General features: G+C 57.7%; 20 protein-coding genes. 11 read left to right on the plus strand and 9 right to left on the minus strand.

Annotated features, from left to right (window positions below):
• The first annotated feature begins 157 nt into the window (after positions 1-157).
• A complete protein-coding gene (locus AB3U87_RS13235; protein WP_125288836.1) occupies positions 158-868 on the plus strand; it encodes a Bax inhibitor-1/YccA family protein in 711 nt (236 codons plus the stop codon).
• A 29-nt stretch (positions 869-897) separates the two neighbouring features.
• Here AB3U87_RS13235 and AB3U87_RS13240 read toward each other — a convergent pair whose 3' ends face one another.
• Genes AB3U87_RS13240 through AB3U87_RS13250 form a run of 3 tightly spaced genes read right to left on the minus strand, consistent with a single transcriptional unit; the run spans position 898 to position 3,874 of the window.
• On the minus strand, positions 898-1,866 hold the full coding sequence (locus AB3U87_RS13240; RefSeq protein WP_301729816.1) for a lysylphosphatidylglycerol synthase domain-containing protein: 969 nt from the start codon (positions 1,864-1,866) through the stop codon (positions 898-900).
• Positions 1,866-3,116, minus strand: coding sequence for a cardiolipin synthase ClsB (gene clsB, locus AB3U87_RS13245; RefSeq protein WP_301729815.1), 1,251 nt, complete (start codon positions 3,114-3,116; stop codon positions 1,866-1,868). The genes AB3U87_RS13240 and clsB overlap by 1 nt, the downstream gene beginning before the upstream one ends.
• Positions 3,113-3,874: an endonuclease/exonuclease/phosphatase family protein gene (locus AB3U87_RS13250; RefSeq protein ID WP_253454823.1), complete on the minus strand. Its 762-nt coding sequence runs from the start codon at positions 3,872-3,874 to the stop codon at positions 3,113-3,115. Before AB3U87_RS13250 ends, clsB begins: the two co-directional genes overlap by 4 nt.
• A gap of 186 nt (positions 3,875-4,060) precedes the next feature.
• On the opposite strand from AB3U87_RS13250, the gene AB3U87_RS13255 reads away from it, so the two are divergent.
• The 4 genes from AB3U87_RS13255 to AB3U87_RS13270 all read left to right on the plus strand — a co-directional run bounded on the left by AB3U87_RS13255 (position 4,061) and on the right by AB3U87_RS13270 (position 8,435).
• The gene (locus AB3U87_RS13255; protein ID WP_253454822.1) at positions 4,061-4,441 is read left to right on the plus strand and encodes a YbhQ family protein; all 381 of its coding nucleotides are present in this window, start codon (positions 4,061-4,063) and stop codon (positions 4,439-4,441) included.
• Between the two features lie 265 nt (positions 4,442-4,706).
• On the plus strand, positions 4,707-6,107 hold the full coding sequence (rhlE, locus tag AB3U87_RS13260; RefSeq protein ID WP_301729814.1) for an ATP-dependent RNA helicase RhlE: 1,401 nt from the start codon (positions 4,707-4,709) through the stop codon (positions 6,105-6,107).
• Positions 6,108-6,195: 88 nt separating this feature from the next.
• Entirely contained in the window at positions 6,196-7,143 is a 948-nt protein-coding gene (gene dusC / locus AB3U87_RS13265) for a tRNA dihydrouridine(16) synthase DusC (protein WP_301729813.1), read from the plus strand.
• A gap of 101 nt (positions 7,144-7,244) precedes the next feature.
• Entirely contained in the window at positions 7,245-8,435 is a 1,191-nt protein-coding gene (locus AB3U87_RS13270) for an MFS transporter (protein ID WP_394149333.1), read from the plus strand.
• A gap of 34 nt (positions 8,436-8,469) precedes the next feature.
• Here the strand turns inward: AB3U87_RS13270 and AB3U87_RS13275 are convergent, their stop codons facing one another.
• Entirely contained in the window at positions 8,470-10,077 is a 1,608-nt protein-coding gene (locus AB3U87_RS13275) for an inorganic phosphate transporter (protein WP_253454818.1), read from the minus strand.
• 220 nt (positions 10,078-10,297) lie between these two features.
• On the opposite strand from AB3U87_RS13275, the gene AB3U87_RS13280 reads away from it, so the two are divergent.
• Positions 10,298-11,311, plus strand: coding sequence for a DUF481 domain-containing protein (locus tag AB3U87_RS13280; protein WP_301251281.1), 1,014 nt, complete (start codon positions 10,298-10,300; stop codon positions 11,309-11,311).
• Positions 11,312-11,369: 58 nt separating this feature from the next.
• Here the strand turns inward: AB3U87_RS13280 and treB are convergent, their stop codons facing one another.
• The 3 genes from treB to AB3U87_RS13295 all read right to left on the minus strand — a co-directional run bounded on the left by treB (position 11,370) and on the right by AB3U87_RS13295 (position 16,251).
• Positions 11,370-12,791, minus strand: a complete 1,422-nt coding sequence (gene treB / locus AB3U87_RS13285) for a PTS trehalose transporter subunit IIBC (protein ID WP_253454816.1) — start codon at positions 12,789-12,791, stop codon at positions 11,370-11,372.
• A gap of 247 nt (positions 12,792-13,038) precedes the next feature.
• A complete protein-coding gene (locus tag AB3U87_RS13290; protein WP_253454815.1) occupies positions 13,039-14,265 on the minus strand; it encodes a L,D-transpeptidase family protein in 1,227 nt (408 codons plus the stop codon).
• A gap of 171 nt (positions 14,266-14,436) precedes the next feature.
• Positions 14,437-16,251, minus strand: coding sequence for a glycoside hydrolase family 15 protein (locus tag AB3U87_RS13295; RefSeq protein ID WP_253454814.1), 1,815 nt, complete (start codon positions 16,249-16,251; stop codon positions 14,437-14,439).
• A 142-nt stretch (positions 16,252-16,393) separates the two neighbouring features.
• On the opposite strand from AB3U87_RS13295, the gene AB3U87_RS13300 reads away from it, so the two are divergent.
• The gene (locus tag AB3U87_RS13300) at positions 16,394-17,170 is read left to right on the plus strand and encodes an SDR family oxidoreductase (RefSeq protein ID WP_253454813.1); all 777 of its coding nucleotides are present in this window, start codon (positions 16,394-16,396) and stop codon (positions 17,168-17,170) included.
• Between the two features lie 39 nt (positions 17,171-17,209).
• Here AB3U87_RS13300 and AB3U87_RS13305 read toward each other — a convergent pair whose 3' ends face one another.
• Positions 17,210-17,785, minus strand: coding sequence for a DedA family protein (locus tag AB3U87_RS13305; RefSeq protein ID WP_253454812.1), 576 nt, complete (start codon positions 17,783-17,785; stop codon positions 17,210-17,212).
• Positions 17,786-18,005: 220 nt separating this feature from the next.
• On the opposite strand from AB3U87_RS13305, the gene AB3U87_RS13310 reads away from it, so the two are divergent.
• The 3 genes from AB3U87_RS13310 to AB3U87_RS13320 all read left to right on the plus strand — a co-directional run bounded on the left by AB3U87_RS13310 (position 18,006) and on the right by AB3U87_RS13320 (position 22,232).
• Positions 18,006-18,593 (plus strand): Yip1 family protein, encoded by a 588-nt coding sequence (locus tag AB3U87_RS13310; RefSeq protein ID WP_125288822.1) that lies wholly within the window; start codon positions 18,006-18,008, stop codon positions 18,591-18,593.
• 179 nt (positions 18,594-18,772) lie between these two features.
• Positions 18,773-19,711: a D-alanyl-D-alanine endopeptidase gene (pbpG, locus tag AB3U87_RS13315; protein WP_394149338.1), complete on the plus strand. Its 939-nt coding sequence runs from the start codon at positions 18,773-18,775 to the stop codon at positions 19,709-19,711.
• A gap of 85 nt (positions 19,712-19,796) precedes the next feature.
• Positions 19,797-22,232 (plus strand): DUF3772 domain-containing protein, encoded by a 2,436-nt coding sequence (locus AB3U87_RS13320; protein WP_370733844.1) that lies wholly within the window; start codon positions 19,797-19,799, stop codon positions 22,230-22,232.
• Between the two features lie 40 nt (positions 22,233-22,272).
• Here AB3U87_RS13320 and dld read toward each other — a convergent pair whose 3' ends face one another.
• Positions 22,273-24,006 carry a D-lactate dehydrogenase gene (gene dld / locus AB3U87_RS13325; protein WP_394149340.1) on the minus strand — a complete coding sequence of 578 codons (1,734 nt, stop codon included), beginning with the start codon at positions 24,004-24,006 and terminating at the stop codon, positions 22,273-22,275.
• Positions 24,007-24,154: 148 nt separating this feature from the next.
• Here dld and bglX point away from each other — a divergent pair, with 148 nt between their 5' ends.
• Positions 24,155-26,452: a beta-glucosidase BglX gene (bglX, locus tag AB3U87_RS13330; RefSeq protein WP_253454808.1), complete on the plus strand. Its 2,298-nt coding sequence runs from the start codon at positions 24,155-24,157 to the stop codon at positions 26,450-26,452.
• Positions 26,453-26,557: the final 105 nt, after the last annotated feature.

Below are 26,557 nucleotides of genomic sequence, written 5' to 3' on the forward strand. Positions count from 1 at the left end.
CGGCAAAAAATGGTTGACCTTTATACAGTCGCGGGGCGTCAGGCCAGGTTTGTGGTGCAAGGGGAATTTTTGTCACGAAAAAGCTACAGGCGCTGCTGGCCCAACCCGGCCGGACTGTGCCAGACTTAGCAGTAAATTCACCTTAAAGGAGAGCATCATGGAAAGATATCCTCGTTCCAACGGTTCTATTGTTTCCGGCGCCACCACGGGCCTGCAAACCTACATGGCGCAGGTCTACGGCTGGATGACCTGCGGTCTGCTGCTGACCGCTTTCGTGTCCTGGTTTGCCGCCAACACCCCTGCGGTCATGCAGCTGGTTTTTGCCAATAAAATTACCTTTTACGGGCTGATTATCGCCCAGCTGGCCGTGGTCTTTGTGCTGTCCGGCATGGTGCACAAGCTGAGCGGCGCGGTCGCGACCGGTCTGTTTATGCTCTATTCGGCGCTGACCGGGCTGACGCTGGCCAGCATCTTTTTGCTATATACCTATTCGTCTATCGCCAGCACTTTTGTGGTCACCGGCGGGATGTTCGGCGTAATGAGCTTCTGGGGCTATACCACTAAGCGCGATCTGAGCCGGATGGGCAGTATCCTGTTTATGGCGCTGATCGGTATTCTGCTGGCGTCGCTGGTTAACTTCTGGCTGAAAAGCACCGCGCTGATGTGGGCCGTTACCTATATCGGCGTGCTGGTGTTCGTCGGGCTGACCGCGTATGACACGCAGAAGCTGAAAAATATCGGTGAGAATATTGATGTGCGGGATAAAGAGAATCTGCGCCGCCACTCGATTATGGGCGCGCTGACACTGTATCTGGACTTTATTAACCTGTTCCTGATGCTGCTGCGGATTTTCGGCAACCGCCGTTAATGAACAAGGGGCGTTTACCGCCCCTTTTTTTACGCCTGCTTTTGCATATCCTGCTGGTTTTTATGCCTCAGGCTTTTCGCCCGGCTCTCCAGCCACAGATAAAGCACCAGCGCCAACAGCAGCGGCGCGATAAAGTAGATGACGCGATAGGCCAATAGCCCGGCGATAATGGCGCCGTGCGACAGATGCTCGCCGCTCAACAGCGCCAGGAATACCGCTTCCAGCACGCCAATCCCGGCAGGGATATGAATAATCACGCCCGCAATACTGCTGATCAGCAGCACGCCCAGCACCTGAGGATAATCAACCTGCTGCGCAAACAGCAGCCAGATAATCATCCCCATCACCAGCCAGTTAGCGCTGGACACCGCAAACTGCAGCATCGCCATGCGGAAAGAGGGCAAAGCCAGCTTGTGGCCTTTTACCGTCCAGCGGCGACGTTTGGAGAAGGCGCAGAGCGCAAGATAAAACACCACAAAGGCCAGCAGCCCCACGCCGATCGCGCGCAGCGTGCCTTCGCCAATAAACCAGCCTTTGGGGATCGGCACCGCGCCGCTGCTGAAAACGATACCGGCCACCAGCACGTAGCCCAGCCAGTTGGTGGCGATACTGAGCGAAAAAATACGCGTAATGGTGCTGCCGCTCAGGCCGAGCCGCGAATAGAGCCGGTAGCGCATCGCCACGCCGCCTACCCAGGTACTGAGCGTCAGGTTAAAGGCGTAGCAGATAAACGACACCAGCATCACCTGCCGCTTTTGCAGCTTGTGGCCGCAGTAGGCCTGGCCGATTAAATCGTAGAGGCCATAGGTCAGATAGCTGACCACCACCAGAGCTACGGAGGCGAGAATAGCCGTGCGGTTATAGTTGGTAATAACGTTAAGCACGTCATGCCAGTTAACCTTGCGGGCGTAAATCACCAGCAGCACGATTACCGCGATAAAAAACAGGCCGGTCAGCCCTTTTTTTATCCATTTCCAGCGAGTATGTGACTGAGACATCAGGATTTAGCCCTCTCTTTTTCACTGTCAGATTCGACGCGATCCTGGGTTTCCATTTCAGGCTGCACCGGCGGCGCGATCTGCGCCAGCTTAGGCGTATGCGCGGGCAGCCAGCCGGCAATCGCCGGGAAATGCCGCAGGAAGTGGAAGACCACAATGCTTTTCCCCAGCTGCCACCAGTTTTGAGGAGGGAGCTTATCTTCATCCACCCGTACGCAATCTTCGGCCAGCAAACGCGCCAGTTCGGTGCGCAGGGTCTGGTTGAATGCGCGATCGTGAATGATCAGATTCGCCTCCAGATTCAGCGACAGGCTAAGCGGATCGAGATTGCTGGAGCCAACCGTTGACCAGAATTTATCCTGGATGGCAATTTTGGCATGGAGCGGACGCCGGATATATTCGTATACCTCCACGCCGCCGCCGACCAGATAGTTATACAGCAGCTCTGCGCCGACCTTGACGATCGGCATATCGGGCTTGCCCTGCACGATCAATTTCACCGATACGCCGCGCTGGGCCGCCGAGCGCATTTCGCGCAGCAGACGATAGCCGGGGAAGAAATAGGCGTTGGCGATAATCACCTCTTCTTTGGCCTCGCGCAGCATATCGATATAGTGTTGCTCGATATCGTCGCGGTGCTCGTCGTTATCTCGCCAGACAAACAGCACCTGCGCATCGCCCGGCGCACGGTTGCGCACGGCGCGGTGCGACCGTCCGTTCCACCAGCGCCTGACAGGCTGTTCGCTGTTGATCGCCTCCTTGACGTAGCGGGCAATATCTTCCACCACCGGGCCTTTGACCTCGACGGTGTAGTCCTGCTTCGCTTCCTCGCCGTAGCTGGAATTATGCTCGGCGGAATAGTTAATGCCGCCGACAAAAGCGATTTCACCGTCGCAAACCACGGTTTTACGGTGCATGCGGCGGAAAACGTTGGTTCTCATGCCAAGCACCAGCGGGCGCGGATCGTAAAAGATAAAGCGCACGCCAGCGGAGGTGAGACTGCGGATAAATTCCGGCGAAAGGTCGTTAGAGCCATAGCCGTCCAGCAGCATTTCAACCTTTACGCCGCGCGTGGCGGCATCCAGAATAACTTCCTGCAGGGCTTTCCCGACTTCATCCTCAAAAAGAATAAAAGTTTCCAGCAGCACGCTCTCTTTTGCGCGGCGGATCGCCTCGAAGACGCGGGGAAAATATTGTTCGCCATTGGCCAACAGGCGCAGGCGATTACCGTCACGCCATTCCGTTTTCATAAGTGTATCTCCACAGCCAGAGGCGCGTGATCGGACAGGTGCGACCAGGGTCGCAGCGGTATTTTGTGCGGATGACTGACGGCGGCATTACGAACGTAAATTCGATCCAGTCGTAACAGAGGAAAGCGGGCAGGGAAGGTACGTGCCGGGCGGCCGTTTTTCTGGCTGAATACCTCTTCCATCCCCGCTCCTCGTTGTAATATTTTATTGGCTTTTTGCTGCCAGTCGTTGAAGTCGCCCGCCACCACCACGGGTTCATCCGGCGGCAGACTATTAAGCAGCTCGCAGAGCATGGTTAGCTGAGCGGCGCGATGCGCGTCCCGCAGGCCCAGATGCACGCAGACGGTATGCAAAATCTTGTCGCTGTCGGGGAGCGTTATTTTACAGTACAGGAGGCCCCGCTTTTCCGTGCCCTCTACGGAGATATCCCGGTTTTCATAGGACAAAATGGGAAAGCGGGACAGCAGCGCGTTGCCATGATGGCCTTCAGGATAGACGGCGTTGCGCCCATAGGCGAAATCTTGCCACATCATCTCGGCAAGAAATTCGTAATGGGGCGTGTCGGGCCAGTTCTGCACCTTAATAGAGTGCAGATCGTGAGAGCCCATGACCTCCTGCAAAAAGACAATATCGGCCGAGGTATCTCTGACCGCATCCCTTAATTCCGGCAAAATAAAACGCTTATTGGTCGCGCTGAAACCCATGTGCGTATTGATCGTCAGGACTTTTAATGAAAATCCTTGCGGTTTTTGTGACATACTGTGCGCGCTCTCCTCTTCGGATCAGGAAGAGTAAAGTGTAGTCCTTGTCACAAAAGTGTGCCGCTAAGTGCAGAAATTTACGGCATTAATTAAGAACTACGGTAGTCTGATGAAATGCGTTGTCACTTACTGTGACAGCCAGGCTTGGGCAGACCTCAGTCAGGTCTGTCGGGAGATAAAATAATGAAATGGTCCAATCGTGTTCAGATTGTTACCGGACAAACCTGTGTCCATATCACGCTGCACCTGCTGCTGATTGCCGCCCTTGTCTGGGGCTGGCAGCATCATGCGCTGTTCCAGGTCAGCTCGGTGTTACTGGCGATGTACGCCAGCGTCTTTATCGTCATGCTGCCGGCCCAGCGCCTGCCGCGTTTACGTCGCCTGGGCGACTTCCTGGAAGACGTCACCACCACTTACTATTTTGGCGCCGCGATGCTGGTGCTGTATCTGCTGTCCCGCGTAGTGCATAACAACCTGCTGCTGGGCTGCGTTGGCGTGGTCATGCTGACCGGGCCCGCCGTGGTTTCGCTGCTGGCTAAAGAGCCGGTGCGCGTTCGCCGTTAACGCCGGGCGGGCCGCGACGGCCCGCCATCCTGCAGCTTCCCGCCATCCTGCAGCTTCCCGGCCCCTGTTTCCGTGATAAACCCGCCGCTTTTTTGACCGTGAAAGAATATTTCGCGCCGGGCGTGGAACATCTGTTATAATCCGGCCCTTACGCACCGTGGTTTGTGCCCCCTTTCAAGCGTCAGGCTGAGCCTGGCGTCATATTCTCCCCCTGGAAACTACACCGCTTGTCGCGGTCAGGGCGGAACCGGAGTCAGTCAACTTTATGTCATTTGATTCTCTCGGCCTTAATGCCGATATTTTGCGTGCAGTTAACGAACAGGGCTATAACGAGCCAACCCCTATTCAGCGTCAGGCGATCCCTGTCGTACTGGGCGGGCGCGACCTGATGGCCAGCGCCCAGACCGGTACCGGTAAAACCGCTGGTTTTACGCTGCCGCTGCTGCAGCTGCTGAGCAGCTCAAGCCCGCATCCAAAAGGTCGCCGCCCCGTTCGCGCGCTGATCTTAACCCCAACCCGCGAGCTGGCCGCGCAGGTTGGCGAAAACGTGCGCGATTACAGTAAATATCTGGATCTGCGCTCGCTGGTCGTCTTTGGCGGCGTCAGCATCAACCCGCAGATGATGAAGCTGCGCGGCGGCGTTGACGTGCTGGTGGCAACACCGGGCCGTCTGCTGGATCTGGAGCATCAGAACGCGCTGGATCTGTCACAGGTTGAAATCCTGGTGCTGGACGAAGCGGACCGTATGCTGGATATGGGCTTTATCCACGATATCCGTCGCGTGCTGTCCAAGCTGCCGGCTAAGCGTCAAAACCTGCTGTTTTCCGCTACCTTCTCCGACGAGATCAAAACCCTGGCGGAAAAACTGCTGCATAACCCGGAGCAGGTGGAAGTGGCTCGCCGCAACACCGCTTCCGAGCAGATTACCCAGCACGTGCACTTTGTGGACAAAAAGCGCAAGCGGGAACTGCTTTCTTTCCTGATTGGTCGCGACAACTGGCAGCAGGTGCTGGTGTTTACCCGCACCAAGCACGGCGCTAACCATCTGGCTGAACAGCTGAATAAAGATGGCATCACCGCCGCCGCCATCCACGGCAACAAGAGCCAGGGCGCGCGTACCCGTGCGCTGAGCGACTTTAAAGACGGCAACATTCGCGTACTGGTGGCGACCGACATCGCCGCGCGCGGTATCGATATTTCCGAACTGCCGCACGTAGTTAACTACGAGCTGCCGAACGTGCCGGAAGATTATGTGCACCGTATCGGCCGTACGGGTCGTGCTGCCGCCACCGGCGAAGCGCTGTCGCTGGTCTGCGTGGACGAGCACAAGCTGCTGCGCGATATCGAGCGCGTGCTGAAGCGTGAGATCCCGCGTATCGCTATCGAAGGCTACGAGCCGGATCCGAGCATCAAAGCGGAGCCGATTCAGAACGGTCGTCAGCAGCGTGGCGGCGGTGGCGGCGGTGCAGGCCGTGGTCGCGGCGCGCCGCAGGGCAATCGCGGCGGCGAACGCGGTCGTAGCGGTAACGGCGGTGGCCGTGGCCAGGCAGCCAGCGGCGAGCGTAGCCAGTCGGAGCGTCAGGGCAGCGGCCCACGTCGTCAGGGCGAAAGCGCTGGCGCACCGCGCACCAACAAAACCCGTCAGCGTCGTTCTAATCCGGCGTAACGGTAAATAAAGGGGATCGCCCGATCCCCTTGTTTTCGCTGGCGGTTAAGCCAGCCTCCTCTTTCCTTTATCAGCAACGGTTTGTGACATGCGCGTTTTACTTGCCCCGATGGAGGGCGTGCTTGATTCACTGGTGCGCGAACTGCTCACCGACGTCAACGATTACGATCTCTGTATCACCGAGTTTCTGCGGGTGGTCGATCAGCTTTTGCCTGCCAAATCCTTTTACCGGCTCTGTCCGGAGCTGCTTCACGCCAGCCGTACGCCTTCCGGCACGCTGGTGCGTATTCAGCTGCTGGGTCAGTATCCTGAATGGCTGGCGGAAAACGCGGCGCGCGCGGTGGAGCTGGGCTCCTGGGGCGTCGATCTGAACTGCGGCTGTCCTTCCAAAACCGTTAACGGCAGCGGCGGCGGCGCCACCCTGCTGAAAGATCCCGAGCTGATTTATCGCGGCGCGAAAGCGATGCGCGCAGCCGTTCCTGCGCATTTGCCGGTGACGGTGAAGGTGCGGCTGGGATGGGAGTCAGGCGCGCGACAGTTTGAAATCGCGGATGCGGTAGAGCAGGCCGGCGCCAGCGAACTGGTGGTGCACGGGCGAACCAAAGAAGATGGTTACAAGCCGGAGCGGATTAACTGGCAGGCGATTGGCGAGATCCGCCAGCGTCTGAGTATCCCGGTTATCGCCAACGGTGAAATCTGGGACTGGCAAAGCGCGCAGGATTGTCTGCGGGTAACGGGCTGCGACGCCGTGATGATCGGGCGCGGCGCGCTTAACGTGCCCAATCTGAGCCGGGTGATCAAATATAACGAACCGCCTTTGCCCTGGCCGCAGGTGGTGACGCTGCTACAGCGCTACGTGCAGCTGGAAAAACAGGGTGATACCGGGCTTTATCATGTTGCCAGGATCAAACAGTGGCTGGGCTATCTACGCAAAGCCTATCAGGAAGCCAGCGATCTGTTTAGCCAGGTGCGCGCGCTGAAAACCTCAGGCGAGATCGCGCTGGCGGTGGATCGCTATGCGTTAACGGTGAGATAACTCGCCGTTCCTATTACAAATTTGTAACATTTGGCCGCAGGATCTCACCTTGTGCTAAGGGTATGATGTGAGGCTTATCACACTTATTTTCCGGCTCTGACATGTCTGCGATCCCAGCCTTATCCAGCGCTCAGCTCAACAAGCGCATTATTTCCGTGGTGATTTTCACCTTCTTTTGCTACCTCTCTATCGGTCTGCCGCTGGCGGTTCTGCCGGGCTACGTGCATAACCAGTTGGGCTACAGCACCTTTATCGCTGGCTTAATTATCAGCCTGCAATACTTCGCTACCCTGATCAGCCGTCCACAGGCCGGGCGCTATGCCGATCTGCTCGGCCCGAAAAAAGTGGTGCTGATGGGCCTGGTGCTGTGCGGCGCCAGCGGTTTGTTCAGCATCCTGGCGGTGATGTTTAGCACGCCGCTAACCAGCCTGATTTTATTGGCTATCGGGCGCGTTATGTTAGGGCTGGGCGAAAGCCTGACCGCCACCGGCTCCATTCTCTGGGGCATTAATATTGTCGGCACCACGCAAAGCGCGCGGGTAATCTCCTGGAACGGCGTGGCGACCTATCTGGCGATGGCGATGGGCGCGCCGCTGGGCGTGATGCTTAACGCCGCCTTCGGCATCCCTGGTTTTGCCGGATTGATTGTGCTGATGGCGGTTTTTGGTTTCTGGCTGGCGTCTCGCCGTGCGGCGGTGGTGGTCACTACAGGCCAGCGCATTCCGTTTAACCAGGTGTTTTCCCGTATCTGGCCGTACGGACTCTGTCTGGGGTTGGGCACCATCGGCTTCGGCGTTATCGCCACCTTTATCACGCTCTATTTTGCCAGCCACGGCTGGCGCGGCGCGGCCTTTTCGCTGACGCTGTTCAGCGCGGGTTTTGTGGCGATGCGTCTGGTGTTCAGCAACTTTATCAGCCGGTTTGGCGGCCTGCGCGTTTCCGCCTGCTCTTTCGCTATCGAGTGCGTTGGCCTGCTGATTATCTGGCAGGCGCACTCGTCGCTGGTGGTGGATATCGGCGCGTTTCTGACCGGCTCCGGCTTTTCGCTGATCTTTCCGGCGCTGGGCGTGGAGGCTATCAGGCAGGTGGCGCCGCAAAACCAGGGATCGGCGCTCGGCCTCTATTCTGCCTTTCTGGATTTTGGCCTGGGCATCACCGGGCCGGTGGCGGGACTGCTGATAGGGCGCTGGGGTATTGATACCGTTTATCTGGCAGCGGCTGTGGTGGTGGCGTTTGCGCTGGTGGTAATAATGCGGCTACGCCTGCGGGCGGGCGCAGCGGTAGAAAACTAAGGCTGCATCAAGGTGATGCAGCCTGAAGCGGCGGTTAAAAGCGGGTAAAAAGCCAGTAAAGCGAGGCGGAAAGCAGGATCGACACCGGCAGCGTTAATATCCAGGCCATGGCCAGGTTGCGCAGCGTGGCAAGCTGTAGCCCGGAACGGTTAGCGGCCATGGTGCCCGCCACGCCGGAAGAGAGCACGTGCGTGGTGGAAACCGGCAGGCCAAAACCATCTGCGGCGCCGATAGTCGCCATTGCCACCAGCTCCGCGCTGGCGCCCTGGGCGTAACTCAGGTGCGTTTTGCCGATTTTTTCACCCACCGTTACCACGATCCTGCGCCAGCCCACCATCGTCCCCAGACCCAGCGCGATAGCGACCACCACCTTCACCCACCAGGGAATAAAGCGCGTGGCGTTATCCAGCTCTGCCTTCAGCGCATCCAGATCCCGCTGCGTCTGCGCGGGCAGCCTGAACTGCGGTTCGCTCTTCAGATGCTTGATGGTTTCCGAAGCCAGATACATAGTATTGCGGGTATTAGAAACGGCCTGCGCCGGGATCTTATCCACGGTGCCGTATTGTCGGATCTGATCGCCAATAGCGCCGGTTAGCTGCGCCAGCGCGGGAAGAACCTGCGGCGTCAGCGTGGTGGTGCGCACGTAGGCCGTCAGCACGTCGTAGGGCGAAGCGGGCATCGGCACGCCGGACGACTGGCGCAGCAGCTCCTGTTGCGTCACGGTAGCCAGCGCCGCCACGCGCGGGCTTTGTTCAGCAGGGATAGAACGGTTCAGCGCGTAGGCCATCGGCATGGTGCCGACCAGGATCAGCATTATCAGCCCCATGCCTTTCTGACCGTCGTTGGAACCGTGCGCGAAAGAGACGCCGGTACAGGTTAAAATCAGCAGCCCGCGTATCCACACCGGCGGCTTGCGGTTGCCCTGCGGCGCGCTATACAGGCGACGATTTTTCACCACGCGCTTCATCACCAGCAGCAGCAGGCCCGCGCAGACAAAGCCCACTACCGGCGACAGCAGCAGCGCATAGCCCACTTTCAGCGCCTGATCCCAGTCCACGCCGCTGGTGCCGGTACGGCCGTGGATCAGCGCGTTCGCCACGCCGACGCCGATAATAGAGCCGATAAGCGTATGGGAAGAGGAGGCGGGCAGGCCAAACCACCAGGTGCCCAGGTTCCAGAGAATAGCGGAAAACAGCAGCGCATAAACCATCGCGAAGCCGCCGCCGCTGCTCGCCTGTAAAATCAGCTCCACGGGCAGCAGCGAAATAATGCCGAAGGCGACCACGCCGCTGGAAAGCAGCACGCCCAGGAAGTTAAAAAATCCCGACCAAATCACCGCCACGGTTGGCGTCAGCGAGTGGGTATAGATCACCGTCGCCACGGCGTTGGCCGTATCGTGAAAGCCGTTGACGAACTCAAAGCCCAGCGCAATCAGCAGCGCCATGCCGAGCAGCAGATAGGGAACGTAGCTGGTGCTGGCGCCGCCCGCGTCGCTGACGTCACGAAAGAGGTTCACGCCGGCGAAGGCGATGCCCAGCACCAGCAGCAGAATAAACAGCAGCACGGAGAGCCGACTGTTCTTTTGGAAAACGGGGCGACTGCTGGCCGCCGGATAGTGCGGTACTGCGCTATTGTCGCTCATAAATCCTCTCAGCCGTCAGCGAAAAAGAGACACCTGTCTGAAGATGTACGCAGGCTTGATGACAGTAAGATGACCGAAATAGTGTCTGATAACGCCTACTAACGCAGCATATAACGTTAATCGCCTTATTTATCAGATATATTCCCGTGCTTAGCGCCCGCGTTATCAACCAGGATATAAAGACACTCGTCCACCGTTTCAGAGGATTCTGTTCACGCCTATGTCTTATTCTTTATTTCGCCCGCGGCTTACCGGCCTGCTATTACTGCCCGTGCTGGCGACGGGGGCTGCCCGCGCCGATACGGTCTGGATGAAAAATGGCGATCGCCTCAGCGGTACCATCCGCTCGTTAAGCGACGGCAAACTGGTGATGGACAGCAGCTACGGCGGTACGCTTTCGCTGGACTGGGGGGCGGTCAGCACGCTTTCCAGTGAAAAGGCGATAGATCTGCGCAGCGGCGATACGGTGTTTAAAGCGCAGCTGGAAGCCGCCGATCGGGGCTATATTGTGGTGCGGCGCGGCGATGACGAGCAACGCGTTCAGGTTGCGAAGTTCGACGAATTTATGAAGCCTAAACCCAAAACCGACGCGCTGACCTGGACCGGCAATATCGATGTGGGCGTCAGCCTGAAAAAAGCATCTACCCATACTCAGGACTCGCATTTCGCTTACAACAACAAGGTCAACGTGGGCAAATGGCGTAACGATTTCGGCGGCACCTATACGCGCGAAAAAGAAGACGACAGCATGAACACCGAAAACTACAGCCTTCGCTATGCGCTGGACTATAAGTTTCAGGATCGGCTGTTCTGGCAGGGCAGGGCCAGCTACAAGCGCGACTGGGTGGAGGATCTTTCCGAACAGGCGCTGCTGGGCACCGGTCCTGGCTATCAGTTCTGGGATGACGAGCTGGGTTCTTTCTCGCTGGCCCTGCTGGGCGGCGCGTTTACCTATGGCTATAGCGACGGCAGTTATGACAGTCATTTAGGCGCGTCGCTGCGCTGGGACTATCAGCGCTTTCTTGAGGGCAGAAAGATTGCGCTGTTCAGCCACGGCGACGCGGGGCATTCGCTGGATGGCAACATCTTTACGCTGGATGCGGAAGTCGGCCTGCGTTACCAGCTGACCAGCTGGTCTTCGCTGAACGTCAGCTACGGCCATAACCTGGTCAGCGGCACGCGCGATACGCTCAACGAGCGTAACTTTACCACCGGCCTGGGCCTGAAATGGTAGCGCCCGGAGGTCTTCGCCGCAGACGGACTAACGCTCCGTCATTTTTAGCGGCCTTTTCTCAGACTACCAGCAGCTTGCCGGCGGCCTGTTTGCGTTTGTAAATCGCCATCGTAAGCAGCAGCGGAATAACAATAGCGACGACCATCGCCATGCCAAACACGGCCCAATATTGCGTTTTAACCGACAAAATAGCCGGCAGCCCGCCAACGCCAATCCCGTTCGCCATCACGCCGGAAAGCCCGCAGATAAGACCGGCGCAGGCCGATCCCACCATGCCGCACAGCATGGGAAAACGGTATTTCATGTTGATCCCGTACATGGCCGGTTCGGTTACGCCCAGATAAGCGGAGATAGCCGCTGGTACGGAGATTTCACGCTCGTTCACTTTTTTGCTCATAAAGATGATGCCGAGCACCGCTGACCCCTGCGCCATGTTCGACAGGGCGATAATGGGCCAGACCGGTGTGCCGCCAAGATTCTGGATCAGCTGTAAATCTACCGCCAGCGTGGTCTGATGCACGCCGGTGATAACCAGCGGGGCATACAAAAAGCCAAACAGCGCGGAGCCGACGGGGGCAAAAGGCCCGGTCATCAGGTGGCTTACGCCCCAGGCGATACCGTTACCGACAATGCGGCCAAAAGGCCCAATAAGGGTATGCGCCAGAAACACCGCGATCAGCAGCGATACCACCGGCACCACCACCAGCGTTAAATAATCCGGCACGATACGCTTCAGCTTAAGCTCAATCCATGCCAGCGTCAGGCCAGCCAGAATTGAAGGGATAACCTGAGACTGATAGCCGACCTTATCGATAGTAAACCAGCCAAAATTCCACGACTCAGGCACCTGCTGGCCTAACAGGTAAGCATTCATCAGCTGCGGCGAAACCAGGGTGATCCCCAGCACGATCCCTAAAATCGGGGTACCGCCCATTTTTTTAACCACAGACCAGCACAGGCCTACCGGAATATAAAAGAAGATCGCCTCGCCAATTAACCACAAGAAATCGTAAACGCTTTTCCATACTACCGACGCGGCGGTAAGCGGAGCATCGTTATAAAGCGGTAAATCCCCAATCAGATTACGGAAGCCTAATATTAACCCTCCGCTGATAAGCGCCGGCAGCAGCGGGAAAAAGATTTCGGCAAAGTGCGAGATCAGGCTTTCGTGCCATTTCATATTCTGCCTGGCGACCCGCTTGGCGCTTTCTTTATCGGTGCCGCTAAGCTGTGTTTGTTTGAGCAATACCTGATACCAGTCATCGACATCCGTGCCGATAACCACCTGAAACTGACCGGCATTGGTAAAACAGCCTTTCACCATCGGCAGCGTTTCAATCTCTTTGGGCCTGGCTTTCGCCGGATCGTTAAGCACAAATCTGAGCCTCGTAATACAATGGCTCACCGTTGCTATATTTTCTTTTCCGCCCACCAGTTCGATCAGTTTATCAATATCCTGAGCATTACTTTTTTTCGCCATTTTTGCCTTCCAGAGGTGAAAGATAAGTCTTGCTGGCCATTATTGTTTTAATGGGATGTCGTTGCGTTTTTAAAACGTAGCCGTTTAAAAAATAATCTCTGGCAGGAATGTAGTAATTATTGAAAACGATCACAGAACAGGTTGAGAAAAAAATGAAAGTTGCGGGAGAGAACGGTCAGAAAGCCCACGGCGTGCAATAAAAAACGGGCCATAAGGCCCGTTTTTGCTGGTGAGTGAGCGAGTTCGGTTACGACTGCGCTGGCACCGCGACTTTCGCTGCCGGTTTGGTGGTCTTATCGTAAACCGGGCCAGGCTGCGCCGGCACGACAAAGCCGTTGTCGCCTGCCGCCGGTGCCTGCGGCGCGTCGGTTGCGCCTTCGCCGGTGGCCTGACCGTCTACGGTCGCGGGCTGGCCGTCTACCGTAGCCGCCGGAGCCGCCTCGCCGCCCACGTTAGCGCCCTGCGGCGTAACTGGCGTGGTTGGCTGCTCTGTTGGCTGCGCACTGTTGTTCTCCTGAACAGGGATCGGGGCCGCATAGCCGTTGCCGGACGCACCGTTGACCTTGGTCGGCATGCCGGTACGGGCTTTCAGCGCGGCTTCGAGGCTTGCGCTGTCCACGCTGGCGTCGCCAACCACTTTATTCACGGCGGCGGTCAGCGTCAGCGGTACCGGCTCGCGAGAGTTGAACTGCTCTTCGGTCTGCGACAGCGGGTTGTGCACCTCGATATAGCGGGTGCCGTCCGGCTCCACGCTCGCCTTCACCGGCTGGTCGATAAACTGTACGCGCGTACCGACAGGCACGTTGTCGAACAGCCATTTGATATCGTCGGCACGCAGACGCACGCAGCCGTGGCTGACGCGCAGGCCGATGCCAAAGTTAGCGTTGGTGCCGTGGATAGCGTACAGGCGGCCGATATAGAGCGCGTAAAGGCCCATCGGGTTATCCGGGCCGGCCGGGAAGATCGGCGGCAGCGGCGAACCGGCCGCCGCGGCGTCTTCATGCATCTTTTTCGTCGGCGTCCAGGTTGGGCCGTCTTTCTTGCTTTGTACCGTTGTCGTCCAGTTTACCGGCGTATCTTTACCCAGTTCGCCCACGCCGACCGGCAGCACGACCACGGTCTTACCGCCTTTCGGATAGTAATAAAGACGCATTTCAGCGCTGTTGATCACCACCCCTTCGCGCGGCGCGTCGGGCAGGATCAGCTGCTGAGGCACGATCAGTTTTGAGCCTGCTTTCGGCAGATAGACATCCACGCCGGGATTGGCTTCGAGCATATTGCTCAGGCCCATCTGATACTGTGCGGCAAACGCCTCCAGCGGCAGTTTGCTGTCCTGAGGCACGGTAATTTCAATGTTTTCGCCAATAAGACGGCTGTTGGCGGCGGGCAGATTATAAACCACGGCAAAAGCAGACTGGCTGTAAGCGGTGGCGGCCAGCAGTAAAGTGGCTAACGCGCGGATGCTTTTTTTCATATTCTTCAAGGTATTGCGCCATGTAAACTGTGGATAAAGGAGCCTGTGCAGGTCGGCTGTGACCGGCTGCACATTATATGGTCATAACTCAGCAGGAATAAACCTGCATTTGCGGCCAAAGGCCAGCTTTACGTAAATTTAGCCGCAGAGCGTTCTCTGCGGCACGCCGCGTCAGGGCTGCCATAGCGGATCGTCGCCGTTCAGCTTGCGGTTCAGGAAAAAGGCCGCGCTGATCAGCGCCAGATGGCTGAGCGCCTGCGGCGTATTGCCTAACGCATAGCCCTGGTGATCGAACTCCTCGGCATAAAGCCCGAGCGGATTGGCATAGCTTAGCAGTTTTTCAAATTCAAAATGGGCTTCGTAAACCCGCCCGGCGCGCGCAAGGCACTCTACGTACCAGAACGAACAGGCGGTAAAGGAGCCTTCCGTGCCTTCCAGCCCGTCAGCCGGCGTTTCGGTTCGGTTATAGCGTTTAACCAGGCCGTCACTGACCAGCTTATCTTTAATGACGTCGAGCGTCGCCAGCCAGTCAGGATCGGTCGCGCCGACGAACCTCACCAGCGGCATCAGCAGCATTGAGGCGTCAACAAAGTCGCCGTGGCGTGTGGCAACGAAATGGCCCTGTTCTTCATTCCAGAAGTTTGTCCAGATATCTTCGCGGATCTCGTCGCGGATGCGTAGCCAGCGCTCATAGGGAAACGACAGCGAGCGCTTCTGGCCCAGCCGTATCGCCCGATCCAGCGCCACCCAGCACATCAGGCGCGAATGCAGAAAATGCTCCGGTTCACCGCGCATTTCCCAAATCCCCGCATCGGGCTTGTTCCAGTTTTCGCCGACGTGATCGATCATTTTACTGACGTGTAGCCAGCCGCGATGGGAGATGGCCTCGCCATATTTATTAGCCAGGTAAACGGCGTCCATCAGCTCGCCATAGATATCCAGCTGCGTCTGATTCCAGGCGTCGTTGCCGATGCGTACCGGCGTGGAGTTCGCGTAGCCGGAAAGATTAAGCAGCTCGCTTTCGTGCAGCTCGGTACCGCTGTCGATGCGATACATTACCTGAAGTTTTTCCACGTCGTGATGGCTGTTTTCGACGCAGCGCCCAACCCAATGCGTAAAGTGGCGGGCTTCATCGACGTAGCCCAGCCGCATCAGCGCGTACATGCTGAAAGAGGCGTCGCGCAGCCACGAGGCACGATAGTCCCAGTTGCGTTCACCGCCCAGCTCCTCCGGCAGGCCGAAGGTGGCGGCGGCGGCGATCGAGCCGTGCTTCCACGAGGTCAGCAGCTTCAGGGTCAGCGCCGAACGGGTCACCATTTCCTGCCAGCGGCCGCGATAGGTGCTTTTCGCGCTCCAGTCCCGCCAGAAACGCAGCGTATCCTGGAAACACAGGGCGGTCTTTTCCTCATCCACCTTCTCGTCGTCCGCGCAGCCCAGCACGAACTCGCGGTGTTCGCCAGCCTGTAAGGTAAAAGTAGAAGTTGCCGCGTTGCGCGCCAGCTGGAAGTCAGCTTTACCGCTCAACCGCAGCGTGGGCTGGTTCTCCGCGCTGAAGAGTACGTCGCCCTCGCTCAGGCTGGCCGTGGTCTCCGCGCGGGCATAGTCATGAACCGGCGCGCAGCGCAGCGTAAACGTTGCTTCGCCATGAATGACCTTAACCCGTCGGATCAGGCGTGGCTGCCGGTCTTCCGGCTGGCAGAGCGGCATATAGTCGGTAATTTCCGCCACGCCTTTGCGATCCAGCCAGCGGGTTTGCAGAATATTGGTATCAGGCAGATAAAGCTGCTGGCGGCGCGCCTCCGGCCAGTCAGGCTCAATGCTGAACAGGCCCGCTTCGTCGCCGTCCAGCAGCGCGGTAAACACGGACGGGCTGTCCAGATCCGGCCAGCAAAAGTAGTCGATTGCGCCATCGTTGGCGACTAAAGCACAGGTGCGTAAATCCCCGATAACGCCATGATCCTCGATCTTTCTTTTTATCTTGCTCATGCCCCTTCCTCGGGTAGCCGGTTGTTTTTTAACTATAGCCAGCGTCCGGCGGGACGGGCGTCAGGAAGCGCAAGCAAGTGTAAATGCCGCTGAATCTCCCTCATCTATACTTAGCTTTTTTACAGCGACCGAGGAGAAACCCATGAGTAAAGCAGAGCAGAAAGTTGCCGTTGTTACCGCTTCCGATTCCGGGATAGGCAAGGCCAGCGCGATTATGTTAGCGGAGCAGGGGTACGATATCGGCATTACCTGGCGCTCGGATGAAAAGGGCGCGCAGGATACGGCGGAACGGGTGCGTGCACTGGGCAGGAGAGCGGAAATTCAGCATCTTGACCTGGCGGATCCGCAGGAGGGCGGCAAGGCGCTGGAGGCGTTAATCAGTAAACTCGGCCGCATTGACGCCCTGGTCAATAACGCCGGCACCAACGATAAATCTCCTTTTCTGGAAACCTCGTTTGATTCGTGGCGGAAAGTCTTTACCGTGGACGTGGACGGCGCTTTTATCTGTGGGCAAATTGCCGCGCGCCATATGGTTGAACAGGGCGAGGGCGGCAGGATTGTCAATATTACCTCTGTACACGAGCACACGCCGCTGCCGGATTCGACGGCCTACACCGCTGCCAAACATGCGCTGGGCGGCCTGACCAAATCGATGGCGCTGAGCCTGATGCCGCATAACATTCTGGTAAATTCGGTAGCGCCCGGCGCGATCGCCACGCCGATGAACGACATGAGCGATGATGATGCCCGTAACGTTTCTATTCCGGAGATCCCGGCAGGCCGACCGGGCGATCCGCGTGAAATAGCCAGCATGGTCGCCTGGCTCTGTTCCGAATGGGCCAGCTACACTACCGGGCAGTCTTTTGTGATAGACGGCGGCTTTACGCTGGCGAACCCGCAGTTCTATATTCAGAAGTAGCCGATGACAAAGGGCGACCTCGCCCTTTATCTGTCAGCGTTACTCTTCATCCGTCTGGTGCGCCGCGCGGCGCTTAAACCAAATCCTTACTCCCCAGACCAGCGCCACAATCAGCACCACCCAGAAAATCTGCTTGAGGTGGCGATCCAGCGTATGCAGCCACGGCGCGATAACCTGGCCGCCGATATAGCCCAGCGAAACGAAAATTAGCGCCCACAGCACCGCGCCAATCACGTTCAGCAGCATAAATTTTTGTGGCTTCAGGCGGCTGGAACCGATGATAATCGGGCCGACAATTCTCAGGCCGTACATAAAGCGTACGCCGATCACAAACAGTACCGGCCGCTTACGGATTAACGAGTTGGCTTTTTTGATCTGCTTCTGATGTTTTGTAAATTTTTTAAGGATATTTGCGCCGTAGTAACGGCCGAGGAAAAAGAGCGCGGTATCGCCCAGAATGCCGCCCGCCATCGCCACCAGCACCACCAGACCGTAGTGCAGCAGGCCTTCATGCGCCGCCACGCCGCCCAGCAGCGTGAAGGTTTCCCCTTCGGCAATACAGCCTAAAAACAGCGCCACGTAACCGTACTGCGTGATCAGTTGATTGATATCCATTTGCCTTTGCTCCTGCGGTTAATGCGCTAAAAGACTCTTAGTCTAAACGTTGATGGCCAAAGCGGGACAAAAGTTGCCGTAAAGCGCACTTTTTTTCGTAACAAACAGAACCGCTTAGCCTGAGGATGCAGCGTTTAAAAAATAAACAGTTTACGATCGTTTATACTTTATCCTGACCCGCCAGTCCGCTGCGGCCTCTCAAAGCTAAAGGAGTGAAGATATGAACCATGTCTGGGGACTTCTTGCGCATCCTGACCGTGAAATGCGCGATATCCGGCAAGAAAACGAAACCGTTTCGCATCACTATACCCATCACGTTTTATTGATGGCGCTGATCCCGGTGATTTGTGCGTTTATCGGCACCACCCGATTAGGTTGGGACTTTGGCGCGCAGCGTACCGTTCAGCTGTCACTGATGACTGCTTTCGCCCTCGCCATTCTGTTTTATGGCCTGATTTTAGGCGGCGTTGCGGTGATGGGCCGGGTGATCCACTGGATGGCACGGAACTATCCGCAACGTCCCAGTCTGCAACGCTGTACCGTTTTTGCGGGCTATGTCGCTACGCCGCTGTTTATCAGCGGGCTGGTCGCGCTTTATCCGCTGGTCTGGCTTTGCGTTTTTGTCGGCGCGCTGGCGCTGGCCTATACCGGCTATCTGCTGTACCTCGGCATCCCTATGTTTCTGAATATCGACCGGGAAGAAAGCCTGCGCTTTTCCGGCTCGACGCTGGCGATTGGCGTGCTGGTCTTTGAAGTGCTGCTGGCCATGACCGTGGTTCTTTGGGGCTACGGCTATCGCCTGTTCTGACTGTCGCCGCCGTCGGGTCGCCGACGGCGGATTCGTTACGCCCGGATACGAATATCCCTTAGGAAAAAGATGAGTCACCATCGTATGATGACGCCGCCAGCCCCCGCGTGGCGTGCATTGTGCGGCGGCGGCGTATGGCCTGGCCATACCTGAATCACTACCCGATTAAGTTTTCAATAATGCCTGCAAAAATTCGCTTGTCTCTTTTAAGTTTGGCCCTGCTTTTTTCCGGACAGGTTGCTGTGCATCAGGCCGCTGCCAGCCCGCACGAGGTCTCGCTGGCGCAACCGCAGATTGCCTCCGGCAGCGCGATGATTGTCGATCTCAATACGAATAAAGTGATCTACGAAAGCCATCCAGATCTGGTACGGCCGATGGCCTCTATCACCAAGCTGATGACGGTGATGGTGGCGCTCGATGCGCATCTGCCGATGAACGAGATGCTGAAAGTGGATATCAGCCATACGCCGGAAATGCGCGGCGTCTTTTCCCGCGTGCGTTTAAACAGCGAAATCAGCCGCAAAGATATGATGCTGCTGGCGCTGATGTCCTCGGAAAACCGGGCGGCCGCCAGCCTGGCGCATCACTATCCCGGCGGCTACGACGCCTTTATCCGGACGATGAACGCGAAAGCGCGCGAGCTGGGCATGACCCATACCCGTTACGTAGAGCCTACCGGGCTGTCGATTCAGAACGTGTCGACCGCGCGCGATCTCACTAAGCTGCTGATCGCCAGCAAGCGCTATCCGCTGCTTGGGCAGCTGAGCACCACCCATGAAGAGATGGCGACCTTCGCCAATCCACCCTATACGCTGCCGTTCCGCAACACTAACCATCTGGTTTACCGGCCGGACTGGAATATCCAGCTGACCAAAACCGGCTTCACCAATCAGGCGGGCCACTGCCTGGTAATGCGCACCGTCATCAAACAGCGTCCGGTGGCGCTGGTGGTACTGGACGCTTTTGGAAAATATACCCACTTTGCCGACGCTAATCGTCTGCGCAGCTGGTTGGAAACGGGGAAAGTTTCGCCGGTTCCCGCCGCCGCCCTGAGCTATAAAAAGCAGCGCGCGGCGGAAATGGTCAGCAATGGCGGTAACGGCGACGTTACTGAATAGTTAAGCATCTGCTGGTTTTCAGGCGGGCAAACCCCTAAAATAGCGCGCGTTTGCCCGCCCGATTGTCTGATATCTGGAACTTTTCATGTCTACCATAGTGACTTTTTTACGCGCCTGTCTGTTTGCGCTGATCGCGTTTTCGCCCGCGCTGAGCTGGGCCGCTGACGATGATGCCAGCCAGCAAACCGCCGAGGCACCGGCCAAACTCAACGCCGCCGTTGAGCTGCCTAAAATGCAGAAGGTGCTGGATAAAATCAAACAGCAGGTTTCCGGCGAAACCAACGACAGCAAGCTTAGCGCGCTGAACGAGATGGCGCAGGAGCTGTCCGGCGACGCCGACACGCTGGTGCAGGCCATTACGCCGCAGCGTGCTCAGCTTCAGGCCCAGCTTGACGTGCTCGGCCCGCCGCCGAAGCCGGAAAGCGGTGTTAAAGAGACTTCGGAAGTCACCAGCAAGCGTAAAAATCTGCAAAACCAGAAGGCAAAAATCGACGATCAGATTAGCCAGGCGGAAGCGATTAAAAGCGGCGCGACCAACCTGTCTACGCAGATCGTCAGCCTGCGCCGCGATGCGTTAAAGACCCAGCTGGCCCTGAACGCGGGCAGTATTTTCGGGCCACGCTTCTGGTCGCCGCTGTACAACAGCCAGAGCAACGACAATGAGAAAGTGAAAGGCTTTCTTGACGAGCTGGCCGATACGGCGGTGCTGGCCTGGCAGCCGGACTGGCGCATGGGCACGGTGGTGTGGATAGTGTTAGCGGGCCTGGTGGCGACGTTCGGACGCCGCTATATGGAAGAGTTTCTGGCGTGGGTGGGTATTCATCGTCTGCCGGAAGGACGTTTGCGCCGCAGTTTTCTTGCCGCCGCGATTGCGCTGACCACGCTGGCCGCCGTGGTGCTGGCCTTTAACTTCCTCAACCTGGCCTTTACCCGTCATCCTGACGTGACGGACGACGTGCGCGCCTTTGCAGATAAGCTGGTCGGCCTGAGCATCTTCTGCGGTCTGATTGCGGGCCTGGGCCGGGCGTTTCTCTCCACGCGTCGGCCTTCCTGGCGTCTGCCGACGATTTCCAACGAAGTAGCGCTGGCGTTAAAACCCTTCCCGCCGCTGATGGCGGGACTGGTGTTTGTGTTTCAGGCGCTGGAAAACCTTAACAGCAGCGCCAATACCAGCGTCGCCACCACGGTGATGGCAAACGGCATCACCGCGCTGCTGATCGGCGCGGCGGCGCTCTCTATCAGTTTCCGCACCAACCGCGTGCGCCGCAAACTGGCGCTGGAAGGCGCGCAGCCGGAAGCCAAATCGACGCTGGTTGGCCTGATCCAGATGGCGATCACGCTGACCGGCGTGGCGATTATGGCGGCGCTGGTGATCGGCTACGTCACGCTGGCGCGCTTTCTGAGCTACGAGCTGGTTTGGGCGGGGATCGTCTGCGGCTCGTTTTATATTCTCAGCCACCTGGTGGCCGACGCCAGCGAATCGCTGTTTTCTACCAGCAACGCCACCGGCAAAGGCATTCAGCGCTCGCTGAATATCGACGAGCGCCACCTTTCCCAGGTCGCTGCGCTGCTGGGCGCGCTGGGTAAAACCGTGCTGGTGCTGATCGCCGCGATAGCCTTGCTGAACGGCACCTTCAGCAGCGCCACGCCGATTGAGCTGGTGCAAAAAGCCATTGAGTTCTGGGGCGGCAAAGGGCTGGAGTCGCTGAACATCGTGCCGGCGCACGTGCTGAACGCGCTGCTGTGCCTGATTGTCGGCATCTATGTGCTGCGTTCGGCTCGCCGCTGGCTGGATCAGGATTTCCTGCCGAAAACTACCATGGACACCGGGATGCGGGTGTCGCTGATTACACTGTTCAGTAACCTGGGCTATGTGTTGGTGATCCTGCTGGCGCTGTCGGTGATGGGGCTGCAGTGGAACAAGCTGGCCTGGATCGTCAGCGCCCTGTCGGTCGGTATCGGTTTCGGCCTGCAGGAGATCGTTAAAAACTTTATCTCTGGTCTGATCCTGCTGACCGAACGGCCGGTAAAAGTGGGCGATCTGGTCAGTATCAGCGGCATTGAAGGGGATATCCGTCGTATTAACGTGCGCGCCACCGAGATCCAGCTGGGCGATAAATCCACGGTGATCGTGCCGAACTCGCAGTTTATCTCGCAGAACGTGCGTAACGCGACAATGGGTAACGCGCAGGGCGTGGCGACCATTACGCTGACGTTCCCGCTGGATATCGATCCGGTCAAGGTGCGCCAGCTGCTGCTGGACGTTTATGTCGATAACGAGCGCATTCTGGACACGCCGGAGCCTTCCGTCACCTTTAAGGATCTTACCCCGGCCGGCATTGTGCTGTCGGTGACCGGCAACGTCACCAGCCCGCGCCAGGTTTCCGGCGCGAAGAGCGATCTGCTGTTTGATATTCTGACGCGGCTGCGCAAAGAAGGCATCGTGCTTTCCACGCCGCAGACGATGATCGTCGAGCAGCGTAACGGTCAGAAAGTGGTGGTGCAGGACGGCGAGGCGTAAACGCCAGGCGGCATGACTATCGGTCATGCCGCTATCTGGCTTAGCGTTCCGCTTTCCCTGTACAGCCACACTCCGCCCAGTTTTTCGCCCGGGTGGTTTTGCCGATACCGGGGTTAAAACTGTTGGTGGGATCGAGCTGCTGATAAAAAGCTTTCAGCTGCGGTTTGGCCTGATAAAGATGGCCTACGTTATGTTCGGCAGGATATTCCGCGCCGCGCTCGCTGAGGATCTGCAACATCTTCTCCTTCAGGGCATGCGCGTCAACGCCCTTTTTCACGATGTAATCCTGATGGAAGACGTGGCAGAAAAAGTGGCCGTAATAAAGACGATGCACCAGCGCGTCGTCAAATTCCGGCGGCAGCTTTTCAAACCAGTCGCGATCGTTACGGCGCAGGGCGATATCCAGCGCCAGAATATCCTCCACTTCCTGCTGATGCACCGCATGATAGCGAACGGCCGCGCCTGCTGCGGCAAAGCGATGCAAAAAGGCCTTGCCGCCTTCTTCCGGCGTGCACTCAAAATAGTCGCCGTCCGCCTGCTGAAAGTAATCTTTCAGGTACTGGCGCGCTTCTTCCACGCCCGGCCCGGCCATTTTCAGCATCAGATGATGCTCGAAACGATCGCGGTAAGCTTTCAGCCTGGCGGGAAGGTGTGAAGGCAACAGGCCGCTGATTTTTTGCATCACGCGGTCGGTAAGGTTGGGCTTAATAAACGAGAAGCGCTTCAGCAGCGCGTCGGTATGGCCTTTCAGCGCGAAAAACAGCGGCATTTTATCGGTGCCGAGTTTATCGATCATCACAAAGGTGTCTTTACCGTAGGTTTCGGCAATATCAAACATATCGCGGTGCAGATATTCGCCTGCCACCGGCAGTTCGTTAAAGTGTTGCAGGATATGGCGGCGCAGCTCGTCCAGCACGGCAGGCTGATTGGTGCCGATATAAAAAACCTGCTGGGCTTTTTCGCTGGTGAAGGTATCCAGCCGCACGGCGAAGACGGCCAGCTTGCCCGCACAGCCGGAAGCCTCAAACAGCCGCCGCGCATCGGCGTTAAAGCGGGAGGGCGTATCCGCCTCGACTTCGCGCACGCGTTCCGCGTAGTCGTGATCCGACGCGTGTCGCCTGTCGTAGCGCACATCTTCAGGCCGCCAGGTTTCATCATCAAGCCGGCTGAGAATTTGCTCCGGCGTGCTGCCCAGCTCAATACCAAGATGGTTTACCAGCACCAGCCTGCCGCTGGCATCTTTTTGCGCATAGAGCGCCATTTCGCTGTAGGCCGGGCCGCGCTTAATCAGCGAACCGCCGGAGTTGTTGCAGATGCCGCCCAGCACCGACGCGCCAATGCAGGAGGAGCCAATCACCGAATGCGGTTCGCGCCCCAGCGGCTTAAGGATTTTTTCCAGCTGATAAAGCGTGCTGCCGGGAAACGCCAGCACCTGTTTGCCGTCATCCAGCAGCTGAATTTTATCCATCCGGCGGGTGCTGACAATCACGATGTCGCGATCGTAATCGTTGCCGTTTGGCGTCGAGCCTTCGGTAAGGCCGGTATTGGCCGCCTGCATCAGCACGATGACGTCTGCCGCCACGCAGGCCTGTAAAATGCGCCACTGTTCCAGCAGCGTGCCGGGAAACACCACGGCCAGCGCTTCGCCTTCGCCAGAGCGGAAGCCTTTGCGGTAGCGTTCGGTTTTTTGCGGATCGGTCAGCAAGTGGGCGCGGCCGACGATGCGGCCCAGTTCCGAAACCAGCCTGCTGCCGGTTGATGAGGGTCTGTTCATATCCTTGTGTCCTTTTTTATCGCACGCCCTAACTTTAGCACCGCTGAACTAAAGCAGGCTCAACCGGCTTGAAAACTACCTGCTATCCTCAACTTATGGCACACTCGCCGCACGATTTTCTGTCGTTTACCTGAGAGAAACTACCCTGATGAAATGGATTTGTTCTGTTAGCTTCGCCGTTGCGCTGGCGCTACAGCCTGCCTTTGCCGACGATAACCACGGGCAGCACCCGCTGACGCCCGAAGCTCGCGATGCCTTTGTGAGCAACCTCCTGCAGAAAATGACGCTGGATGAAAAAATCGGCCAGCTCCGGTTAATCAGCGTCGGCCCGGATAACCCGAAAGAAGCTATCCGGGAAATGATCAAGCAAGAGCAGGTCGGCGCGATCTTTAATACCGTCACGCGCCACGATATCCGCGCGATGCAGGATCAGGCGATGCAGCTCAGCCGCCTGAAAATTCCGCTGTTCTTTGCCTATGACGTGGTGCACGGTCAGCGTACCGTTTTCCCTATTCCGCTGGCGCTGGCGGCAAGCTGGGATCTGGATGCTATCGCAACCGTGGGGCGCGTGTCGGCTTATGAAGCGGCGGACGACGGCCTGAACATGACCTGGGCGCCGATGGTGGACGTCACGCGCGAACCGCGCTGGGGCAGGGTATCGGAAGGGTTCGGCGAGGATACCTGGCTGACCTCGGAGATGGGCCGCATGCTGGTGGAATCCATGCAGGGCAAAAGCCCGGCGGATCGCTATTCGGTGATGACCAGCGTGAAGCACTTCGCCGCCTATGGTGCGGTAGAGGGCGGTCGCGATTACAACACGGTGGATATGAGCCCGCAGCGGCTGGCGCAGGACTATCTGCCGCCTTACAAAGCGGCGCTGGACGCGGGCAGCGGCGGCGTGATGGTCTCACTGAATTCAATCAACGGCGTGCCTGCCACTTCCAATAGCTGGCTGCTGAAAGATTTGCTGCGGGATGACTGGAAGTTCAAAGGTATCACCATCAGCGATCACGGCGCGATCAAAGAGCTGATGAAGCACGGCGTGGCCAGCGATCCGCAGGATGCCGTACGTGTCGCCATCCAGTCCGGCGTGAATATGAGCATGAGCGACGAATACTACAGTAAGTATCTGCCGAACCTGGTAAAAAGCGGCGCGGTCAGCATGGCGGATATCGACGATGCCACGCGCCATGTGCTTAACGTCAAATATGATATGGGACTGTTTAACGATCCCTACAGTCATCTTGGCCCGGCGGAGAGCGATCCCAAAGACACCAATGCCGAAAGCCGCTTACACCGGCCGGAAGCGCGTGATGTCGCTCGCAAAAGCATCGTGCTGCTGAAAAACCGCAATGACACGCTGCCGCTGAAAAAAGCGGGCACTATCGCGCTGATCGGCCCGCTGGCCGACAGCCAGCGCGATATTATGGGCAGCTGGTCGGCGGCAGGCGTCGCCTCGCAGTCCGTTACCGTCATGCAAGGCATTAAAAACGCTACCGCAGGCAAAGCCACGCTGCTTTACGCCAAAGGCGCTAACGTCAGCGACAACAAGGGCATTCAGGACTTTCTGAACCTCTATGAAAAAGCGGTCACGGTAGATGCGCGCACCCCGCAGCAGCTGTTGGACGAAGCGGTAGAGACGGCGAAAAAAGCGGATGTGGTGGTTGCCGTCGTGGGCGAAGCGCAGGGCATGGCGCATGAAGCGTCCAGCCGCAGCGATATCACCATTCCGCCTTCGCAGCAGGCGCTGATTAGCGCGCTGAAGGCGACCGGCAAGCCGCTGGTGCTGGTGCTGATGAACGGGCGCCCGCTGGCTATCGTTAAAGAGAGCCGCGAAGCGGATGCGCTGCTGGAAACCTGGTTCAGCGGCACCGAAGGCGGCAACGCCATCGCGGACGTGCTGTTCGGCGATTACAATCCGTCCGGCAAGCTGCCGATGTCTTTCCCTCGTTCGGTAGGGCAGATCCCAATCTACTACAACCACCTGAACACGGGGCGGCCTTACGATCCGGCAAGGCCAAACAAATATACCTCGCACTATTACGATGCGGAGAACGGCCCGCTTTATCCGTTTGGCTACGGGCTGAGCTATACCAGCTTTACGGTATCGCCGGTCACGCTTTCGGCTAAAACCATGCCGCGTAACGGTCAGGTTTCGGCTTCGGTCACGGTGACCAACACCGGCAAGCTTGACGGCGCGACCGTGGTGCAGCTTTACCTGCGTGACCAGGTCGCCAGCGTTAGCCGCCCGGTGAAGGAGCTGAAGGGCTTTAAGCGCATTATGCTGAAAGCGGGCGAGTCGCAGACCGTGACCTTCCCTGTTGACGTGAAGGCGCTTAAATTCTGGAACGCCAAAATGCAGCAGGTGGCGGAACCGGGTAAATTCAGCGTGATGATCGGGCTGGATTCTGTTCACACCAGCGATGCGGAATTTAATTACCTGTAAATATCACCTTTAATTAAACCGGCAGCCTGAGGAGGGCGGCCGGTTAATTATTGATAGCTATGATTTTAATCGCGAATTTTTGACAGTCGCTGGTTATGCAAATGC

Source organism: Erwinia plantamica (assembly GCF_043420595.1).
Classification (GTDB): domain Bacteria; phylum Pseudomonadota; class Gammaproteobacteria; order Enterobacterales; family Enterobacteriaceae; genus Erwinia; species Erwinia aeris.

Coding starts and splice junctions, on each gene's coding strand:
- AB3U87_RS13300 (WP_253454813.1), top strand. CDS start 16,394: ATGAGTAAAGCAGAGCAGAAAGTTGCCGTTGTTACCGCTTCCGATTCC.
- AB3U87_RS13255 (WP_253454822.1), top strand. CDS start 4,061: ATGAAATGGTCCAATCGTGTTCAGATTGTTACCGGACAAACCTGTGTC.
- AB3U87_RS13320 (WP_370733844.1), top strand. CDS start 19,797: ATGTCTACCATAGTGACTTTTTTACGCGCCTGTCTGTTTGCGCTGATC.
- AB3U87_RS13310 (WP_125288822.1), top strand. CDS start 18,006: ATGAACCATGTCTGGGGACTTCTTGCGCATCCTGACCGTGAAATGCGC.
- AB3U87_RS13280 (WP_301251281.1), top strand. CDS start 10,298: ATGTCTTATTCTTTATTTCGCCCGCGGCTTACCGGCCTGCTATTACTG.
- AB3U87_RS13240 (WP_301729816.1), bottom strand. CDS start 1,866: ATGTCTCAGTCACATACTCGCTGGAAATGGATAAAAAAAGGGCTGACC.
- bglX (WP_253454808.1), top strand. CDS start 24,155: ATGAAATGGATTTGTTCTGTTAGCTTCGCCGTTGCGCTGGCGCTACAG.
- AB3U87_RS13235 (WP_125288836.1), top strand. CDS start 158: ATGGAAAGATATCCTCGTTCCAACGGTTCTATTGTTTCCGGCGCCACC.
- dld (WP_394149340.1), bottom strand. CDS start 24,006: ATGAACAGACCCTCATCAACCGGCAGCAGGCTGGTTTCGGAACTGGGC.
- dusC (WP_301729813.1), top strand. CDS start 6,196: ATGCGCGTTTTACTTGCCCCGATGGAGGGCGTGCTTGATTCACTGGTG.
- rhlE (WP_301729814.1), top strand. CDS start 4,707: ATGTCATTTGATTCTCTCGGCCTTAATGCCGATATTTTGCGTGCAGTT.
- treB (WP_253454816.1), bottom strand. CDS start 12,791: ATGGCGAAAAAAAGTAATGCTCAGGATATTGATAAACTGATCGAACTG.
- AB3U87_RS13270 (WP_394149333.1), top strand. CDS start 7,245: ATGTCTGCGATCCCAGCCTTATCCAGCGCTCAGCTCAACAAGCGCATT.
- pbpG (WP_394149338.1), top strand. CDS start 18,773: ATGCCTGCAAAAATTCGCTTGTCTCTTTTAAGTTTGGCCCTGCTTTTT.
- AB3U87_RS13250 (WP_253454823.1), bottom strand. CDS start 3,874: ATGTCACAAAAACCGCAAGGATTTTCATTAAAAGTCCTGACGATCAAT.
- AB3U87_RS13295 (WP_253454814.1), bottom strand. CDS start 16,251: ATGAGCAAGATAAAAAGAAAGATCGAGGATCATGGCGTTATCGGGGAT.
- clsB (WP_301729815.1), bottom strand. CDS start 3,116: ATGAAAACGGAATGGCGTGACGGTAATCGCCTGCGCCTGTTGGCCAAT.
- AB3U87_RS13290 (WP_253454815.1), bottom strand. CDS start 14,265: ATGAAAAAAAGCATCCGCGCGTTAGCCACTTTACTGCTGGCCGCCACC.
- AB3U87_RS13305 (WP_253454812.1), bottom strand. CDS start 17,785: ATGGATATCAATCAACTGATCACGCAGTACGGTTACGTGGCGCTGTTT.
- AB3U87_RS13275 (WP_253454818.1), bottom strand. CDS start 10,077: ATGAGCGACAATAGCGCAGTACCGCACTATCCGGCGGCCAGCAGTCGC.